At 59.6% G+C, this 18,263-nt stretch carries 17 protein-coding genes; 4 read left to right on the forward strand and 13 right to left on the reverse strand.

Going from position 1 to position 18,263, the window contains the following annotated elements:
* Nucleotides 1-13: 13 nt before the first annotated feature.
* Nucleotides 14-871: a formyltetrahydrofolate deformylase gene (gene purU / locus BKD70_RS04705; RefSeq protein WP_047278116.1), complete on the forward strand. Its 858-nt coding sequence runs from the start codon at nucleotides 14-16 to the stop codon at nucleotides 869-871.
* Between the two features lie 82 nt (nucleotides 872-953).
* The gene (gene fdhA / locus BKD70_RS04710) at nucleotides 954-2,156 is read left to right on the forward strand and encodes a formaldehyde dehydrogenase, glutathione-independent (protein WP_047278115.1); all 1,203 of its coding nucleotides are present in this window, start codon (nucleotides 954-956) and stop codon (nucleotides 2,154-2,156) included.
* A gap of 60 nt (nucleotides 2,157-2,216) precedes the next feature.
* On the opposite strand, the gene BKD70_RS24995 is transcribed toward fdhA, so the two are convergent.
* The 3 genes from BKD70_RS24995 to BKD70_RS04725 all read right to left on the reverse strand — a co-directional run bounded on the left by BKD70_RS24995 (nucleotide 2,217) and on the right by BKD70_RS04725 (nucleotide 4,896).
* The gene (locus BKD70_RS24995) at nucleotides 2,217-3,197 is read right to left on the reverse strand and encodes an RHS repeat-associated core domain-containing protein (RefSeq protein ID WP_052892217.1); all 981 of its coding nucleotides are present in this window, start codon (nucleotides 3,195-3,197) and stop codon (nucleotides 2,217-2,219) included.
* 270 nt (nucleotides 3,198-3,467) lie between these two features.
* On the reverse strand, nucleotides 3,468-4,499 hold the full coding sequence (locus BKD70_RS04720) for an RHS repeat-associated core domain-containing protein (RefSeq protein WP_099421428.1): 1,032 nt from the start codon (nucleotides 4,497-4,499) through the stop codon (nucleotides 3,468-3,470).
* Between the two features lie 130 nt (nucleotides 4,500-4,629).
* A complete protein-coding gene (locus BKD70_RS04725; RefSeq protein WP_047278113.1) occupies nucleotides 4,630-4,896 on the reverse strand; it encodes a hypothetical protein in 267 nt (88 codons plus the stop codon).
* A 416-nt stretch (nucleotides 4,897-5,312) separates the two neighbouring features.
* On the opposite strand from BKD70_RS04725, the gene BKD70_RS04730 reads away from it, so the two are divergent.
* The gene (locus BKD70_RS04730; RefSeq protein ID WP_047278111.1) at nucleotides 5,313-5,888 is read left to right on the forward strand and encodes a DUF2780 domain-containing protein; all 576 of its coding nucleotides are present in this window, start codon (nucleotides 5,313-5,315) and stop codon (nucleotides 5,886-5,888) included.
* Between the two features lie 3 nt (nucleotides 5,889-5,891).
* Here BKD70_RS04730 and BKD70_RS04735 read toward each other — a convergent pair whose 3' ends face one another.
* Entirely contained in the window at nucleotides 5,892-6,779 is an 888-nt protein-coding gene (locus BKD70_RS04735) for an acyltransferase (protein WP_047278109.1), read from the reverse strand.
* A 243-nt stretch (nucleotides 6,780-7,022) separates the two neighbouring features.
* Here BKD70_RS04735 and BKD70_RS04740 point away from each other — a divergent pair, with 243 nt between their 5' ends.
* Nucleotides 7,023-7,523, forward strand: a complete 501-nt coding sequence (locus tag BKD70_RS04740) for an ATP-dependent zinc protease (protein WP_047278107.1) — start codon at nucleotides 7,023-7,025, stop codon at nucleotides 7,521-7,523.
* Nucleotides 7,524-7,537: 14 nt separating this feature from the next.
* Here the strand turns inward: BKD70_RS04740 and BKD70_RS04745 are convergent, their stop codons facing one another.
* From BKD70_RS04745 to BKD70_RS04780, 9 genes are all read right to left on the reverse strand, one after another.
* Complete coding sequence (locus BKD70_RS04745; RefSeq protein ID WP_052892215.1) at nucleotides 7,538-8,476, reverse strand: RHS repeat-associated core domain-containing protein; 939 nt, start codon at nucleotides 8,474-8,476, stop codon at nucleotides 7,538-7,540.
* 124 nt (nucleotides 8,477-8,600) lie between these two features.
* Nucleotides 8,601-8,777 (reverse strand): hypothetical protein, encoded by a 177-nt coding sequence (locus BKD70_RS25000; protein ID WP_094988178.1) that lies wholly within the window; start codon nucleotides 8,775-8,777, stop codon nucleotides 8,601-8,603.
* Nucleotides 8,774-9,886 (reverse strand): PepSY domain-containing protein, encoded by a 1,113-nt coding sequence (locus BKD70_RS04750; RefSeq protein ID WP_047278105.1) that lies wholly within the window; start codon nucleotides 9,884-9,886, stop codon nucleotides 8,774-8,776. The genes BKD70_RS25000 and BKD70_RS04750 overlap by 4 nt, the downstream gene beginning before the upstream one ends.
* 86 nt (nucleotides 9,887-9,972) lie before the next feature.
* Complete coding sequence (locus tag BKD70_RS04755; RefSeq protein ID WP_047278103.1) at nucleotides 9,973-12,387, reverse strand: TonB-dependent receptor; 2,415 nt, start codon at nucleotides 12,385-12,387, stop codon at nucleotides 9,973-9,975.
* A 153-nt stretch (nucleotides 12,388-12,540) separates the two neighbouring features.
* On the reverse strand, nucleotides 12,541-13,536 hold the full coding sequence (locus BKD70_RS04760; protein WP_047278102.1) for an acyltransferase domain-containing protein: 996 nt from the start codon (nucleotides 13,534-13,536) through the stop codon (nucleotides 12,541-12,543).
* A 122-nt stretch (nucleotides 13,537-13,658) separates the two neighbouring features.
* A complete protein-coding gene (locus BKD70_RS04765) occupies nucleotides 13,659-14,636 on the reverse strand; it encodes a FecR family protein (protein WP_047278100.1) in 978 nt (325 codons plus the stop codon).
* Entirely contained in the window at nucleotides 14,633-15,157 is a 525-nt protein-coding gene (locus tag BKD70_RS04770; protein WP_162493712.1) for an RNA polymerase sigma factor, read from the reverse strand. Before BKD70_RS04770 ends, BKD70_RS04765 begins: the two co-directional genes overlap by 4 nt.
* Nucleotides 15,158-15,329: 172 nt before the next feature.
* Nucleotides 15,330-16,040 (reverse strand): PolC-type DNA polymerase III, encoded by a 711-nt coding sequence (locus BKD70_RS04775; protein ID WP_047278098.1) that lies wholly within the window; start codon nucleotides 16,038-16,040, stop codon nucleotides 15,330-15,332.
* Entirely contained in the window at nucleotides 16,037-17,971 is a 1,935-nt protein-coding gene (locus BKD70_RS04780; RefSeq protein ID WP_047278097.1) for a putative nucleotidyltransferase substrate binding domain-containing protein, read from the reverse strand. Before BKD70_RS04780 ends, BKD70_RS04775 begins: the two co-directional genes overlap by 4 nt.
* Nucleotides 17,972-18,263: the final 292 nt, after the last annotated feature.

An 18,263-nucleotide genomic window follows, 5' to 3' on the forward strand; every position in this document is an offset into this window, starting at 1 on the left:
AAAGGAGCCCTTCATGAGCCGCGCCCCGGACACCTGGATTCTCACCGCCGATTGCCCCAGCAGGCTGGGCACGGTCGACGCCGTGACGCGTCACCTGTTTGAACACCAGTGCTATGTCACTGAGCACCATTCCTTCGACGATCAACGTTCCGGCCGGTTCTTTATCCGGGTCGAATTTCGTCAGCCACAAGGTTTTGACGAACCGGCCTTTCGCCGCGGGCTCAGCGAGCGCGGTCAATCCTTCGGCATGGCCTTCGAACTCACCCCGCCGCATTACCGGCCCAAAGTGCTGATCATGGTGTCCAAGTCCGACCACTGCCTGAACGATTTGCTGTATCGCCAGCGCATCGGGCAGTTGTCGATGGACGTGGTGGCCGTGGTCTCCAATCACCCGGACCTGGAGCCGCTGGCGCAGTGGCACGGTATCGCCTATCACCACTTCGCCCTCGACCCCAACGACAAACCCGCGCAAGAGGCGCGGGTCTGGCGCGTGATCGAAGACACCGGTGCCGAACTGGTGATCCTTGCCCGTTACATGCAAGTGCTCTCACCTGAGTTGTGCCGCAAGCTCGATGGCAAGGCGATCAACATTCATCACTCGTTACTGCCCGGCTTCAAAGGCGCCAAGCCGTATCACCAGGCCTACGAGAAAGGCGTGAAACTGGTGGGCGCCACGGCGCACTACATCAACAACGACCTCGACGAAGGGCCGATCATCGCTCAGGGCGTCGAGGTCGTGGACCACAGTTACTACCCCGAAGACTTGATTGCCAGAGGCCGCGACATTGAAGCCCAGACATTGGCCCGGGGTGTGGGTTATCACATAGAGCGGCGCGTTTTCCTAAATGGAGGTCGTACCGTGGTGCTGTGACACGCCAGCGCCCACTAAGCTGCAAGCAGATCGGCGGGCGGCTGGCCGGTCATCCCGCTCCATAACAACAAGGGTGAACTCAATGGCGGACAATCGCGGTGTGGTGTACCTGGGCAACGGCCAGGTTGAAGTGCAGAGCATTCCGTTTCCCAAGATGCAAAACCCTCAAGGCAAGCCCATCCACCACGGGGTGATCTTGCGCGTGGTGTCGACCAATATTTGCGGCTCAGACCAGCACATGGTGCGCGGCCGTACCACGGCGCAAACCGGGCTCGTACTGGGGCACGAAATTACCGGCGAGGTGATCGAGGCCGGGCGTGACGTGGAGCATCTGAAGGTCGGGGATTTGGTATCGGTGCCGTTCAACGTGGCCTGTGGGCGGTGCCGCAGTTGCAAAGAGCAAAACACCGGCGTGTGCCTGACCGTCAACCCGGCCCGTCCCGGCGGTGCTTATGGTTACGTGGACATGGGCGACTGGGTGGGCGGTCAAGCGGAATATGTATTGGTCCCTTATGCGGATTTCAACCTGCTCAAACTCCCGAACCGCGACGCCGCGATGGAGAAAATCCGCGACCTGACTTGCCTCTCTGACATCCTGCCCACCGGTTACCACGGCGCCGTCACGGCGGGCGTTGGCCCCGGCAGCACGGTCTACATTGCGGGCGCCGGGCCGGTGGGGCTTGCGGCGGCGGCGTCCGCGCGTTTGCTGGGCGCCGCCGTGGTGATCGTGGGGGACGTGAACCCGATTCGCTTGGCCCACGCCAAGGCGCAGGGCTTTGAAATTGCCGACCTGTCCAAAGACACCCCGCTGCATGAACAAATCGCTGACTTGCTGGGTGAGCCTGAAGTGGACTGTGCCGTCGATGCCGTGGGCTTTGAAGCCCGAGGCCACGGGCACGACGGCGTCAAGCACGAAGCCCCGGCCACCGTGCTGAACTCACTGATGGGCGTGGTGCGGGTGGCGGGCAAAATCGGCATTCCGGGGTTGTACGTGACCGAAGACCCCGGCGCTGTGGATGCCGCCGCCAAAATGGGCAGCCTGAGCATCCGCTTCGGACTGGGCTGGGCCAAATCCCACAGCTTTCATACCGGGCAAACCCCGGTGATGAAATACAACCGCCAATTGATGCAAGCGATCATGTGGGACCGGATCAAAATTGCCGACATTGTCGGGGTCGAAGTCATCAGCCTCGATGAGGCACCTCGCGGCTACGGGGAGTTTGATGCGGGCGTGCCGAAGAAGTTTGTGATTGATCCGCATCGGTTATTGCGCACCTGCACGTGAACTGAAAATGAAACAGTGGCAATTTAAATTGCCACTGTTTGATATCTCAACTAAAGCAGCTCACCCTCTGATCATAGATACGCTTACAGGAATGCTAGTTGGCGAAGGGCGTGGTAGCGCGGTTGCCGATTGTGAGGCGCTTGAAGTTGCAATGTTAGATGAGACGGGTGAATAAGTGAGTGTTGATGAACCAGCTGAAAGCGTTTTCCGCCCTGCACTGACGGGCCCAAAATACTCGACGGCCCCGCGGGGCATTAGCGTACTCCGAGGGATTCTATTTGGATCTTCAAGGGCGGTTGCCACTTTTGCTAAGTATTTGTTCCGCATAGCCGCATCTATTCCGGAACTACTTTCAAGCTTTGTCAGCGAAGTCTTCATCACTGTAGGTTGCGCGGGCATGCTGGGTTGAGCTGCTTTCGCTGCTTTCGCTGCTTTCGCTGCTTTCGCTGCTTTCGCTGCTTTCGCTGCTTTCGCAGTGCCAGGTGTTCTGGCACCGATTGAATTAAGAAGGCCTTTAAGGCCGCGTCTTAAAAAAACCCAAAAGTGCCCAGTTGGATCTTGCATCATTAAAGGGTTTGTAGGATACGCATACGCATTATTCTCCCCCTCCCCAAACGGGCTCCAACTGTCCGGGCTATTAAAGCGCATTAACACCGGGTTATAAGCCCGATAACCCTGGCCCAACAAATAATGCCCGGTGACGGCTTCCGGGTGCTCGCCATTGAAAGCCAGGAGCCGGGTGATGCCATTTTCGGCCGGGTGATGGCCATAAGGGGTATAGGCATACGCCTGTGTGCCTGCCGCGCTGGCGTGTTGCAGCACCGAGGTTTGCAGGTCGGTGGCCAGCAGGCTAGTGGTCTGCCCTTCTTGCACGGCTAAAGGTTGTGCGTCGAATTCCATGAAGCGGCGGGTGTTGGCCCCTTCAACCTCGGTGGCAATGCGATCGTTTTGATAAAACCGATGCGTGGCGTTGCGGGTGGTCAGGCGGTCCAGTGCGTCGTATTTGTAATTGTCTTGAAGCGTGGCGGGGGACTTTTTCATGCTCAATACCGAATCAGTGGTTGGATACGCTTTGAGCATCCATACGTATTCGGGGGATGTATAGCTGGCAGAAGTGATAGGTATGCGGCCTCACGGGCGGGCTCAAGTGCTGCAGGCGCGTGCGCTGCTCCCGTTCGGGCGAGCAGCAGACATCCCTTATTGCCCGTGCGGCCACCCCTGTCGGCTGTGGCAGTTATAAACATCGTCTGGGCTATTCGTCGTTCAGCGCTTGCTGGTCGAGGGCCAAGGAGTGAGTGTTTTTAATGATCGCTAGAGTGACGTTCTGATTGTATTGAGTGCTGCAATCTGTTCTTTATAACGAGTGACTTTTCTCATAAGGCGACGCTCAAGTAAGTCTTGATAGGCCAAGCCTAGTTGCACTCTGTAATAGAGTTCATCGCTCTGCAACGAGCTGATGGCTTTTTCAGCGTCTGCTTTAATGATCTTCTTTAGGGCGTCGTATTCACGATGGTATTGATCGAGTTTTGCTTGTTGCTTTGGTGTTATACCATCATAGTCGTAGTTCTTAGTATAGGGGCCTTTTATGTCAGGTGATTTGTTTATCCAGTATCTTTGAGAACCCAGATTTTTGTTCAGTTTATTTTGATAATGTTTTATGGCTAGATCATGTCGGCCCCCAAAGTTTTGGGGGGGCTCTGGAGACTGGCGTGGCCTTGTTACGCCTTCATCGAGTAAATATCTTATGTCTCTGCGGTTATAAAACTGATCTGTTAATAAAGCGTTGGTTTTGACTGTTGATTTTTCCATGAGGCCCAACGCCCTTAACAGCGGTTTAAATGAGAAGTGTCCAGAGGGGTCCACTTCGTCCAGCGGCTTATGACTGTACGCATACGCATTAATCCCCCCCTTTCCGAACGGGCTCCAACTGTCCGGGCTAATAAAGCGCATTAACACCGGGTTATAAGCCCGATAACCCTGGCCCAATAAATAATGCCCAGTGACGGCTTCCGGGTGCTCGCCATTGAAAGCCAGTAGCGGGGTGATGCCATTTTCGGCCGGGTGATGGCCATAGGGGGTATAGGCACAGGCCTGTGTGCCCGCTGCGCTGACCTGTTGCAGCACCGAGGTTTGCCGGTCGGTGGCCAACAGGCTAGTGGCCTGCCCTTCTTGCACGGCTAAAGGTTGTGCGTCGAACGCGATGAAGCGGCGGGTGTTGGCCCCTTCAACCTCGATGGCAATGCGATCGTTTTGATAAAACCGATGCGTGGCGTTGCGGGTGGTCAGGCGGTCCAGTGCGTCGTATTGGTAATTGTTTTGAAGCGTGGGAGGGGACTGTTTCATGGTCAATACCGAATCAGAGGTTGGATACGATCCAAGCATCCACACGCATTCGGGGGGTGTATAGCTGGCAGAAGTGATAGGTCAGCAGCGCCCGTTGCCGGGCACTGCCTGAGTCACGGCCTGTCTTGACTCAGGTTGACACGTGCAAACGCCGGCCCAGTACGTCCAGCAGGTCGCAGCCGTCGCGCAGCAAGATGGCGCAGGCGTGGGTGAGGTGTTTGAGGTCGACGCTGTCAGCGTCGTTGAGTTCGAGCCGGTCAAGGCTTTCGAGCGCCTGGGTCACGGCCAGAATGCGCGCCGCCGCGTTGGCATGCAGCACGTCGGGCGGGCTTTGGGTGTCTATCAGCAGGCTGGGGATCAAGCAGTCGATGGCGGTCAGCGGGATGTAGGGGTTCATGGTGAAGCCTCGTTGTAGTGGTTGAGACTGCCACCCAATCGTCGCCAAACGAATAGGTGGCAGCTGCACGCAGGTTGGCGAACCGGCAACGAGACACCCGGCAGACCCGAAGGTCTCCCACGCGCAGCTGCCATAAAGCAACTTCGCGGATACGAATCATCCTGCAAAAAACAGGAGTTTTCGCACTCGTTGGTCAGGTCGCCAAACCCGGTCGTCATGAGGACGACCGGCGGACTATAAGCCGCTGGCCCGCAACCGGCAAACCTCAATTGCTGTAGGCCGTAGCGCTTTTGCATTAAGCTTGCCGGCCGTGGGACCGGCGACGGGCGTTGGGAACAACGGCCGGGGCGGCAGGTCTTACACACAGTTTCACTGCTCCGCCGGGAGTGGTCTTTGGCTTTTAAGAGGTGGACGCAATGAAGAAGTTGAGCGCCGTAGCACTGGCAACATGGATGACCGTGGCCGCGAGCCCGGTGTTTGCAGGGGGCTTTAGCCTGAACGATGCCGCAGGCATTTTGAATCAGGTTCAGGGCGGCAACAGCGCGAAGTCCGACCAGACCGTTCAGGCCCTGGCCCTGCTGAATAAAGCCCAACAGATGGGTGTTAAGCCTGAGCAGGCAGCCGGTGGCGTGGGCGCGATGTTGAGCTTGGCCAAAAACCAGCTCACCACCAATGATTACGCGGCCTTGACGCAGCAAGTACCGGGCATCAACAAAGTCACCGGTGCCGGTGCCTTGACCCAACTGAGCCAGTTCAGCGCCAAGAACCCGCAGATTGAGGCCCTCGTGGGGCAGATCAACCCGGTCAGCAAAGATGCCAAAGTGGCAGTGAGCAACGTGACGAATCAGTCGCAGCTCAACAGCGCGTTCGAAGCGCTGGGCATGAACAGCAGCCTGATTCAGGAGTTCGCACCGTTGATCACTCAGTACTTGGGCCAACAGGGCGTAGCCAGCCCGCTGTTGACCACGTTGAGTACGCTGTGGGGCGCTTAAAGGTCAGTTGCGCTCGGCACGCAAGGTGCTGATGCGCTGGTCCTTCTTGATCCAGAGCTGGTTGACCCAGCTCTGGACAACCTCACGAAACACCGGGTCGTTTTCGTAATCACCCTGCCACAACGCCGGGTCCAGCTCACGGGTCTGGATGTCGACAATCACTTTGGGCACTTGCCCGCTGATCAACTCCCAAAACCCCGGAATCCTGGCCTGTGGGTACACCACGGTCACGTCGAGTACGGCATCCAGTTGTTCACCCATCGCCGCCAGCACAAACGCCACGCCGCCCGCCTTGGGCTTGAGCAGGTAGGTGTAGGGCGAGTGTTGCAGCGCGCTTTTGGCCGGGGTGAAGCGCGTGCCTTCCAGGTAGTTGACCACCGTCACTGGCTGGCGCTTGAACAATTCGCAGGCGGCGCGGGTGATTTTCAGGTCTTGCCCTTTGAGCTCGGGGTGCTTGGCCAGGAACGCTTTGGAATAGCGCTTCATGAACGGGTAATCGAGCGCCCACCAGGCCAGCCCGAGAAACGGCACCCAGATCAGTTCCTTCTTTAAAAAGAATTTGAAGAACGGCGTGCGGCGATTCAGGCCCTGCATCAACGCCGGGATGTCGACCCACGATTGGTGATTGCTGATGACCAGATAAGAGGTGTCGCGGCTCAAGCCCTCGGCGCCGCGGATGTCCCATTGCGTTGGCAGGCACAGGGCGAAAATGCGCTTGTCGATGTCGGACCACGTTTCAGCGATCCACATGACCGCCCGCGAGTTGTAATCGCGCAGACGCCCCGGCGAGATCAGCTTGAGCAGGGCAAACAGCATCAGCGGACCAAATAAAACCAGGGTGTTGCACAGCAGCAAAAACGTGACCAAACAGCCGGTGAGCAGGCGGCGCATAAGCGACTCTTGACGATGTGAGGGTCGCCAATGATAAGCAGCACGTCACAGAACGCCAAACGGGAGTGTGGACAAATGTTTCACAGGCGATGAACTAGGCTGCGCGCACACCCGAACACGTGCCGCCCAAACGCGCTGCGTGCGATCGCCAGCGACCACGCCCAACGACCGGTTGCCCTTTGCCCGCGGGAACCAAGGCGCAAACCGGGGTCTAACCCGCAACCTCTACAGGAAACTGCCACCATGAAATCCGTTTTCGTTTTGTTGTCCGTTCTGGCTTTGCCGGTGATGGCGGCCGAGCCCACGCTGTACGGGCGTTATGAATACATCAAGCTCCCGGAAATCGGTGAAACCTTGCAGGCCAAGATGGACACGGGCGCGCTGACGGCGTCGTTGTCGGCCAAGAACATCGAAACCTTCACCCGCGATGGCGAGCCCTGGGTGCGTTTCCAGCTCGCGACCAAAGGCGCGAGCGACAAGGTGTACGAGCACAAAGTGGCGCGCATCAGCAAAATCAAAAACCGCGCCGATGAAGACGACGACAAGGAAGAGCCCGCGAGCGCCAAGCGCCCGGTGGTTGACCTTGAAATGTGCCTGGGTAGTGTCAAGCGCACCGTGGAGGTCAACCTGACCGACCGCAGCAGTTTCAACTACCCGCTGTTGATCGGCGCCAAGGCACTCAGGGAATTTGGCGCGGCGGTCAACCCGGCCCGTCGCTACACGGCCGATAAGCCGGACTGTTAAACCGATGTCGAGCATTACTGGCGAATGCTCGACGCTAGGCCCTCTGTTTTAACGGTGGGATTGTCAGGCGAAGGTCGGATATTTAGGGTCAATTTTCGTTCTTTTTTTGATTTTTTAGCGGTGAGCTGAAGAACGATTTCTCTTTTTCTATCTAAATTATTGGACTCGACAAACTCAACCAGTAGTGGTTTGTTTTTCCTGATAAACGTATGAAGTTTTAAATTTTGTTTTTGGCTTCGCGGAAAAATCCTCAGGTCTTTTGTCAGTTCAAGTTGGCTTTTATCAATCCTGGTGGTGAAAGATGTCACTGCTTCGTTCTCTGGAATAGCATCCAGGCTGTTGGCAAATGCCCACGTGCGGGGCGGTTTCTTTGCTAAACCATCCGTAATAATCGTAAACGCCCGGCTCAGCATCAGTGCGCTGATATTACCGTCGGGATCGATACGGTTTATAGGGTCGCCCAAGCAATACGCATACGCATTAATCCCGCCTTTGCCAAACGGGCTCCAACGGTCGGGGCTGTTAAAGCGCATCAATATCGGGTTAAACGCCCGGTAGCCGCTGCCCAGCAAGTAATGCCCAGTCAGCGGGTCCGGGCGTTCACCATTAAAGCCGGGCACCCTGTGTGTGCCGGGCGTTAAGGGCTGATGCCCATATGGTGTAAAAGTCACTGATGCCTGTTGGCTGTGGTTCAGAACCGACAGTGTTGAACGTTTAGTGTCCCCGGCGATCAGTGACGTCGTGAGTCCCTCACCCTGATGGACTCTATAAGCCAGTACCGCCTCTTCACACTCAAAGACTTGCGCACGGGTATGGTCTCTGATTTCAGTGGCCACACGTTCACGACAATAAAACAGGTGAGTGGCTGGGTCTTCAGCAGTGCCGGTACTCACATGACGGTCTAGCGGGTCAAAGGCGTACTGGTGCAGTTGCAGGGGCTTTTGCGCTGACATGGCATTTACCGTATTGCTTGCTCAATGAACAGGCAGTGTTAGCGGCTAAATGCCGTGAGCGGTACTGATAGAACGGCTAGGTTTGTGTGCCGTTGGTCGCCAAGCGATAGGGGTAGCGCACCGGTCAACGCTTAAGCAACCCGCGCACGCTGAGCCACACCGGTATGCCCAGGCCGATCCAGCTCAGGACATCCCACGCGCCGTCGTCCAGCAATGCGCTGAACAGGCCCATGGCGCTGAGCAGGCCGATGGCCAGCGGGATGGAGAAGACTTTCCAGAAACTCGACTGACGCGGTTTCATCGCGTGTGCTCCTTCGCGGCGGTGCGTCGTACCCACCATAAATACAGGCCGCTGCCGAGCACGATGACGGTCAACACGTCGAGCGCTGCCCAGAGGATTTTCATCGGCATGCCGCCGTAGTCACCGAAGTGCAAAGGCTGGGACATGCCCATGGCGTCCATGTACCACGGTCGCGTGCCCACGGCCGTTACCTGCAGGGTGCTGGCGTCGATCAACACCGGCGTGAGCAAGTGTGAGGTCAGGTGCGTGCTGCCTTTCATGAACACCGCGTAATGGTGCTCGCTGGAAAAACGCGTGCCGGGGAAGGCGATGAAGTCCGGGCGCATGCCGGGGGCGGCGGAGGCAGCGATGTCCAGCAGGTGCGTGGCCGGGGCCAGTTGGGTCAACGGGGGTGCGTTGCGGTAGGGCTCGACCATGGCCGTGAGGCTGTCGGTGCGCCATGCGGCAATGATCAAGTCGGCGCACGCGCTGATCACGCCCGTGACGCCGACCACCAAGGCCCAGGTCAGCGTCACGACGCCAATCAGGTTGTGCAGGTCGAGCCAGCGCAGGCGTGTGGATTTGTCAGTGCGTACGGTGGCGAAGGTGTGTCGGCGCATGAACGGCAGGTACAACACCGCGCCCGAGACAATCGCCAGCACGAACAGAATGCCCATGAAGGCCAGCAACAGCTTGCCCGGCAGCCCGGCGAACATGTCCACGTGCAGGCGCAACATGACCATCATCAGGCCGCCATTGGCCGACGGCATTTCCAGGGCTTCGCCGGTACGGGCGTCGAGCATGAACGTGTGCGAGGCATTAGGCTCGGTGCCCGCCGTGGGGGCCATGATGGCGATCACCGCGTTGGGTTCGTCGTCTTCACTGCCGAAGTACTGCATGACCTCGCCGGGCCGGTGTGCCTCGGCGGCCTTGACCAGTTGTTGCAGGTTCAGGCGCGGGGTATCGGCGGGCATTTCCCGAAGCTGCGGGCTGTCGCCCAGCAGGTGATCGATTTCATGATGAAAAATCAGCGGCAAACCGGTCAGCGCCAGCAACAGCAAAAACGCGGTGCAAATCAGGCTGGTCCACGTGTGGATAAAGGACCAGCGACGGATGGTTTTGCTTTTCATGACATTCCAAAAATGACGCAGGCTGCGAGGGGGCGCCGGGCAGCCCGTTTATCGAGACTTCAGCCCGGTGAGGGCGGGCGGGGTGATTAGAACTCCAACTGCGCCGAGAACTGTACAGTACGCGGATCACCCAGGTAGTGGCTGTTGAGCCAGTAGTCTTTGTTGGCCAGGTTGCTGACGTTCATGCGCAAGGTCAGGTCGTTCTGCGACACCTTCATGCGGTAGCGCGCACCGGCGTCAAACGTGGTGAACGAGGGCAATTGGTAGTCATTGGCTTCGTCGGTGTATTGCTTGCCGGTGTAGAACGCACCGCCGGTCAGCGCCAGGCCGGGCACCGCGTTGATGTCGTATTCGGCGTAGACCTTGGCCAGTTGTTTGGCCACATCGACCGGGGCATTGCCGTCGTTGGCCTTGACGTTGGCGTCTTTGATTTTCGGGTCCAGCAGGGTGAAGCCGCCGACCACGGTCAGTTCGGGCGTGACCTTACCCGTCACGCTGAACTCCAGGCCGTTGTTCACCTGTTTGCCGCTTTCGCTGTAGACCATCGACTCATTCAGAAAACCGTTGGGCTTTTCAATGTTGAACAGCGCAAGGGTGAGCAAGGTTTCGCCCACGGTCGCTTTGGCGCCCACTTCGTATTGTTTGCTGACTTGCGGCGCGAAAATTTCGCCCACGTTGACGGCGTTGTACGGCGCCGTGCCGCCCGCCTGCAACCCTTCGATGTACGTGGCGTAAGTGGTCAGCCAGGGCACGGGCTTGTAGATCAACGACACACTGGGGGAAGTTTTAGTGGCGTCGTAACGGGTTTTCTTGTCCGTGGCGGAGTACACGAAGTCATTGGCGTAGGACTTGATCTGGGTGCGGGTGACCCCCAGGATGCTCGACCATTGATCGTTGAAGGTGATGATGTCGCCGATCAGGACATTGTTGGTCTCGGAGGTGTTTGCCAACCGCTGGTTGCCATGCCCGATGGAGTAAGCCGGTTTGCCCACTTGCAGGGAGGTGCCAAACGGCAAAGGCCCGCCGCCGACATCGCCGTACTGCGCGCCGTTGGTGGGAATGTGATCCTCGTACATGCGCACGCGCGAGTTGTTGCCCTGATAACCGAGGGTCATCTGGTGGCCGATAGCGCCCGTGTTGAAGGCGGCGTCGAGGAACAGATACCCGGAGTTTTCCTGATGCTCGATGGGCGCGAATGCGTACAACGGCTGGGTGTAAACACCGGCGCTGGACACGGTCGGCCCGGTGTAGGTGTTTTCTTCGGTGAATGTTTGCGCGGCGAAGGCGGCTCGCAGGGTGAAGGTGTCGTTCAAGCGCCATTTGGCGCGAACGCCGCCCTTGTCGGTTTCGTTGTCCGAGAACGACCAGCGCTGGCTGTACAGTTTGTCGTTATCCAGCACTGAAGCCCGAGGGCGCAGCGCCTGGTCGCTGAAGTACCAATAACTGGTCAACCCGCGCACTTGGTTTTTTTTGTGCGAGGCGTCGAACTGGATTTGCAGGTCGTCGCTGACGTTCCAGTCGACCGCCAGGCTGATCAGTTCGCGGCGGCGTTTCTGCATATCGATGGCGGTTTCGCCATCTTGAGTGAGCAGGTTCAAGCGATAGGCAAACTGGCCTTCGTCGTCGAGCTTGCCGCCAAAATCGCCGTGCAGGTAATAGTTATCACCGCCCGCATTGCCCAGCGTCACGCTGCGGTACGTCTGGTAGGTGGGGCGCTTGAGCACGTAGTTGACCAGACCGCCGGGTGACGCAGGCCCATACAGAAACCCGGTGAGGCCGGTGACGACTTCCAGTTGTTCGGTTTCTTCGAGGAAGTTACCGGCGTCGGCCAGGGTCGAAAACCGCAGGCCGTCGTTGGCAATGCTCAAGTTGCCCGGTGCGCTAAACCCCCGAATGTTCACCGCGCTGGCGTATCCCGCGCCCGTGGGGGAAAACACCTGGGTGAAGGGGTTACGTTTAAACACGTCATCCAGTGAGGTGGCCTGCGTGTTTTTCAGAAAGGCCTGTGAGGTCACGCTCATCGAGTAGGGCGCGTCTTGCAATTTCATCCCGCCCAGCGCGCCGACATTGTTGACGTTTTCACTGACATAGCCCGCGGCCTCGGAGCCTTCGGCCGCGGCGGTGGCGTTGATGTTCACATCACCCAGCGTCAGGGTGCCTGTTTCGATGGGCAGCAGGGTGTAGGTGCCGCTGCCACTTTGTTGCAACTGCAAACCGCTGCCTTGTAACGCCTCGCGCAGTGCGGTGGTCGGCTCGAACTGGCCGTTGACCGGCGCCGAGGTTTTGCCTGCCAGTAAGGACGAGTCGATGGCCAGCGTGATCCCCGCCTGACTGGCGATCTGGTTCAGGGTCGAGGCCAGTGGGCCGGCGGGCAGGTTATAGCTGCGGGCGGTTGTGCTGTGTTCGGCGGCCATCAGCACGCTGCTGGTCAACGGGACGCTGAACGCAATGGCGACGGCTAGCAGGCTGGGGCGCAACAACGTGTCGAGGGTACGGGACATTCGGCAGATTCCTGAATGGAAATGTTTCTCAATGCCTGTATGCCGAACGAGTCTGGAAAAGTGATAGGGCTAAGCGAAATAAATGTGCAGGGGGGTCGTGCGCAGCCGCAAACGCTGGCGCAGGCAGTACAGCACCTGCGCCAGCGGATGTGCCTATGGTTTAAGCGCGAGGTCGGCCCGCAGGTCAAGGGCGTTTTGGGTCAGAGGCGCATAGGTCCGCGCACCGGGCAGGATTTTGCTGACGCAGCGAGCCATGTAGCCGTTGCCGCCCAAATCGATGAATAACGGATTGTGGATGGCACGGCTCAGGACGCTCAGGGTGTTGGGCAGGTGGCAGGGTTTGATCGTGTTGTCGGTCATCCCTTCGACCAAGTCATCCTGCGGGGTGTAGGCCCGTTGTTGCACGGTGGAGTAGAGCGCGAGTTTGAGCGGCACTTGGGGAATGCCGGGCATGGTGCGCAACGCAGCCTGTTTGATGGCTATGTGCTGCGGATGGTGGGCGGCATAGCCGATGTTGAGTTCGCGCGGGGGCGGCCCGCCCGCCGGGGTGGCGTCGATCATGGCTTGCAACGCGTCATGGGGGCCGCTGACCACGGTGTGGGTCGGTGAGTTGACGGTGGCGAGCATCAGCTGCGGGTGGTTGATTTCACGCAGCACGGCGCGGGTCTGCTCTTCGCTGGCGCTGACCAGCAGCATGTCGCCTTGATCCAGCACCGCGCGGTACGCGTCGTTCAACGCACACGCCGTTCGGGCGCCATTGATGACCGTTATGTTGCCTGCACATTCGCGGGCGGCGATTTCACCGAAGCTCTCCCCGAGCGCGGCATCCGGTTCAATCCCTGCGCGGCGCAACACCTGGCTCACGGCCACTGCGCTGGTGTAGAGGCCCAGTTGCTTGAGCCCGTAAGGCAGCGTCGTGCCGGTGTCCGGGGTGAGCAACAGCGTGCGCACCATGCCGGGAGCAAGGGCGTGGCCCTGTTGCTGGCGTTCTTCGACCACGCTGTCGACGGCTGTCAGCACGTCGTCGATGGTGTGTCGGATGTCCTCACTCAGGCCATATAACGCTTGCAAGCTCCCTTGTGGGCTCCCGCCTTGGCCAGGGTACAAAAAGACGATGGGTCGACTGCTGATTTCAGGTAATAGCGGCATGGATCCTTCCTCGGCTATTGAGCGTTAGCGCTGCGAATACACAGCGCGCACGAGCTTAGCCGCAGAGGCGAAACCTGCTCTAACGCGTGGCCTTGGGGCGATAGCCGGTAGCCGTTACCCGATCACCGGGCTTCCGGTTTGCCGCTGACCGTGACCCACCACGGGGTGCGTTGGGTGATTTGCACCGGCAGGGTCGGCAGCAGTGCGTTGAGTGCCAGTTCAATGTTGTTCAACGGGAAGCTGCCGGTGATGCGCAGGTCAGCGACGTCCGGGTCAACCCCCAGGTGGCCGCGCCGGTAGCGGTTGAGCTCGCTGACCATGTCACTCAGGCGCACGTTGTCGAGCACCAGCATGCCGCGGGTCCAGGCGTCTGCGCCGGGGTTGAGCGCCAGCCGCTGGCCCAGACCGTCGCGGTGCATCACCACTTGCTGGCCTTCGGCGTAGACAGTTTCGTCGGCGGTGTGTTCGGGGTGCGCAGCCACTCGCGATTGCAGGACGCTGAGGCGGGTGCCGTCGTCTTCGCGCTTGACCATAAACCGGGTGCCCAGGGCGCGCAGGCTGCCGTCGCGGGTTTTGACGATAAACGGGCGGGCGTCGTTGTGGCCGGTTTGCACCATGATTTCACCCTCGTACAGCACGATCAGGCGCGTGGTTTCGTCAAACCGCACGTCCACCGCGCTGTGGGTGTTGAGGTTGAGCCGGGTGCCGTCGGCGAGTGTGACCACGCGTTGCTCGCCCGTGGCGGTGCGTTGATCGGCCATCCAATAATCAATCGGCAGGTGGTTTTTGCCCACCAGTAAGGTCAACCCGACCACCAGCGCAAGGCTGGCCAGCCCGCTGCCGATTTTGCGCATCCGGTGGTGGGCGCTGTCACGGGCCTTGAGCAAGGCATTGCGCGCCGGGACGCTGGCGGTGCTGAAACGGTGGTCGAGCATGCCCAACTGCAGCCATGCGCGGGCGTGTTCTTCACTGGCGGCGTACCACTTGGCGAATTCGGCCTGTTCAACCTCACTGCCGTTGCCGCAGTCCAGGCATAACTGCCAGGCAATGGCGGCGTCGAGCACGCGAGCGGACACCGGTTTGCTGTTGGCCTGGCTCATGTCGGTTCGCCATACAGCGCGATGTAGCACTGGCGAATGCCTTGGGCCAGGTACTGGCGCACCCTGGGCACCGATACGCCCAGGCGCTCAGCGATGTCGGCGTGGGTCAGGCCGTCGAGGCGGCTGTACAAGAAGGCCGCGCGGGACTTGCTCGACAGCTTGCCCAGCAAGCGATCAATGGCCTTGAGGTCTTCGAGGATCAATTGCTGTTCTTCAGGCGAAGGCTGCTCGGCTTCGGGAATCAGCATCAATTCGTTGAGGTAGGCCTGTTCCAGTGCGGCGCGCCGGAAGTAATCGAACAGCAGGCCTTTGGCGATGGCCGCCAAAAAGGCGCGCGGTTCGCGGGGGGCTTGCAATTGGGGTCGGCCCAGCAGGCGCACAAAGGTGTCCTGGCTCAAGTCTTCAGCCCGCTGCGGGCAGGCGACATTGCGCCGCAACCACGCCAGCAGCCAGCTGCGATGGTCGCGATAAAGCGATCCAACCAGCTCACTGTGGGGATTTTGGACTGACGACAAAGGCATCACCGAATGCAAGTTTTAACTAACGATAATTATTCGCGATTGTGTCAGAGCCAAAAGCCATGCGCAATTGACGCTCATCGGATGAACGCCCTCACGCTGACCTTCGCGCAACGGGAAAGAAGAGAGGCGGCGTCAGTGCAAGCGCCCCCGACATCAGGCTTGGGCAGGGGGGTTAGAAGCTGTGCATCTGCTTGCGCCGCTGCCACTGATTGAGCCGCTGTTGCAGGGCCAAGGGGCTGTCGAGGTGTTGAGCGCGGGCGCGGCTGAACAGGATCAGCGCCAGTTCGGCGGTGGCCAGTGCATCGGCACTGGCGTTATGACGGTCTTCAACCTGCAAGTTGAAGTGCCGAACCCAGTGGTCCAGCCCCGCATCCCGCACGTCGGCGTGCGGGCACAACAGGGGCGCCAGGGCCGCCACGTCCATGAACGGGTGCTGTAAGCGATACCCCAGGCTGTCTTTCAAGGCCCGCCCCAGCATGTGCTGGTCAAACGGGGCATGGAACGCCAGCAGCGGGCTGTCGCCCACAAACGTCATGAAGTCGAGCAGGGCATCAGCGGGGTCGCACCCGGCGGCAATCGCTTCGGGGCCCAGGCCATGCAGTAACACGCTGGGGTTCAGCGGGTTGTGGGTGCGCAGCAAGGTGCGCTCAAACGCTTGGCCCAGATCAATTGCGCCATCCTCAATCACCATGGCGCCAATCGACAGCACTTGGTCGCGATTGAGGTTCAGCCCGCTGGTCTCCAGATCCACCACCACCCAACGCTGGCTGCGCAAGGACGCCTCACCCAGCCCCGGCGCGGGCGGCAGTTGCAGCAGGCGCTGTTGCTGGTCAAGGCTCAAGACCGGGGTCTTGCGTGGCAGCAACCAGGAAAACAGGCTCATAGCTGATACCGCAGCGCCAGACTGCTTTGCAGACGCTGGGCCTGACGCAGCGCTTCGCGCAGGATGCGTCGGTCAAGCTGGTTGAGGTTGTCCGGGTCGACCCGGTTGGAGTACGGGCGGTTTTCCCGCGTTTGCAATTGGTGCTGTTGCATGCGCGTTTGCTGAATGAAGTGATACGCCTCTTCGTAGGCCGCGCCGTCCAGCGTTTCGATCACGCCGAGCGTCACCAGCTGGCGCAAACGCTCCAGCGTATTAATGGCCTCGACGCCATGGGCCAGCGCCAGTAGTCGGGCACCGTCCACAAAAGGCGTCAGACCTTGCACTTTAAGGTCGAGGGTGGCTTTGTCGCTGCCTTTGCGCTCCAGCACAAATTCGCGGAAGCGCCCCACGGGCGGGCGATGGCGCAAGGCGTTGTCGGCCATCATGCGCTGGAACAGGCGATTATCAGCCACCTGTTCAAGGATGCCGCGCCGCAGTTGCCGGCAGCCGCTTTCGTCGCCCCACACCACGCGCAGGTCGAAATAGATGCTCGATGCCAGCAGGTTTTCGGGCGTGGCTTCGCGGATAAACGCGGCGAAGCGGCGCGCCCATTCGGCTCGGGATAAACACAGGTCGGGGTTGCCGGCCATGATGTTGCCTTTGCACAGGGTAAAACCGCAGGCCGCCAGGTGCGTGTTGATGAGCTGGGCGATGGGCAGCAAGCGCTGACGTATCTCGGCCGCCTGCGCCGCATCGGCCGCTTCGAACAGGATGCCGTTGTCCTGATCGGTGTGCAGTGTCTGCTCCCGTCGCCCTTCGCTGCCGAAGCACAGCCAGGTAAACGGCACGCCGGGGTCGCCTTTTTCGGCCAGCACCAGCTCGATGACGCGGCACACGGTGTGGTCGTTGAGCAGGGTGATGATGTGGGTGATTTGGGTCGATGACGCACCGTGGGCCAGCATGCGCTCCACCAGTTGACCGATTTCGCCGCGCAGGTTGATCAGGTTGTCCAGTCGCGGGGCATGGCGAATGGTGCGCGCCAGGTGCACCAGGTCGACCCGTTGCAGGGAGAACAGGTCGCGTTCGGACACCACGCCGCACAAACGGTGTTCCTTGACCAGGCACACGTGGGCAATGTGGCGTTCGGTCATGGCGATGGCGGCATCGAACGCGCTGTGGTCGGGGGACAAGTAGAACGGGCCGGGCGTCATGTGCTGTTCGATGGCTTGCTCAAAATCCTGCGTGCCGTCGGCCACCACTTGGCGCAAATCGCGCAGGGTGAAAATCCCCAGCGGCGCTTTGTCCTCGTCCACCACCACGATGCTGCCCACCTGTTGTTCGTGCATCAGCCGCACGGCTTCGCGCAGGGCCGTGCCGGGCAGGCAGGTCACCGGATGGCGCATGGCCAGTTCGCCCAGGCGGGTGTTGAGCGAGTATTGCGTGCCGAGGGTTTCGACGGCCTTTTGCTGAACTTGCTGATTGACCTTGTCGAGCAGGCTGCTGACCCCGCGCAGGGCGAAGTCGCGGAACTCTTCGGACAGGGCGAATAACTTGATAAACGCAGGCTTGTTTAATTGAAGACAAAACGTGTCTTCGGCCGCGCGATGTTCGGTGCGCGTGGCGCGCTCGCCCAGCAACGCGGCGAGGGGGAAACACTCGCCGGCCGTGATTTCAAACGTGGTCTCGGCCTCCTGACGCCCCACATGGGTACGTTCGCCCACCACGCGGCCCTGCTTGACGATGTAGAAGTGTTCGACCGGGCCATCGGCGGGTCGAATGATGCTTTCACCGGGGCCATAGAAGCGCAGTTGGCACTGCTCGACCAGAAACGCCAGGTGAGTGTTTTCCATTTGGTTGAAGGGCGGGAATCGCTGCAAAAACTGCATGGTGCCGTGAATGTTCTGCAACACCGCGGTTTTTCCTGCCTGGAGAAACGCATCCGATTTACTCATTGACCGTTACCGCATGTCTGACCGTTGTTGTTATGGCGGGGTCGTGCCCCCTGTCGTCTTGATGCGCTTCATGCTCGGTTGTCTGCGCCCACGTGCCCATTGGACGTAAGTCTATGGCAGGCCTTACAGGGGTAATGGCCTATTGATATTTTTGAATCACCTCACAGAAAACAGGTCCGTTTATTGTGTTGCAAGACTTGGAAATGCAGCTTTGCGAGTGCACATTGGGCGTAGAGCTTAGGGAAAGCTGACTGCACCGGTGGGATATTTGACTCAACCACGCCGTTTGAGA

Source organism: Pseudomonas sp. BS-2016 (assembly GCF_001806145.1).
GTDB lineage: Bacteria > Pseudomonadota > Gammaproteobacteria > Pseudomonadales > Pseudomonadaceae > Aquipseudomonas > Aquipseudomonas lundensis.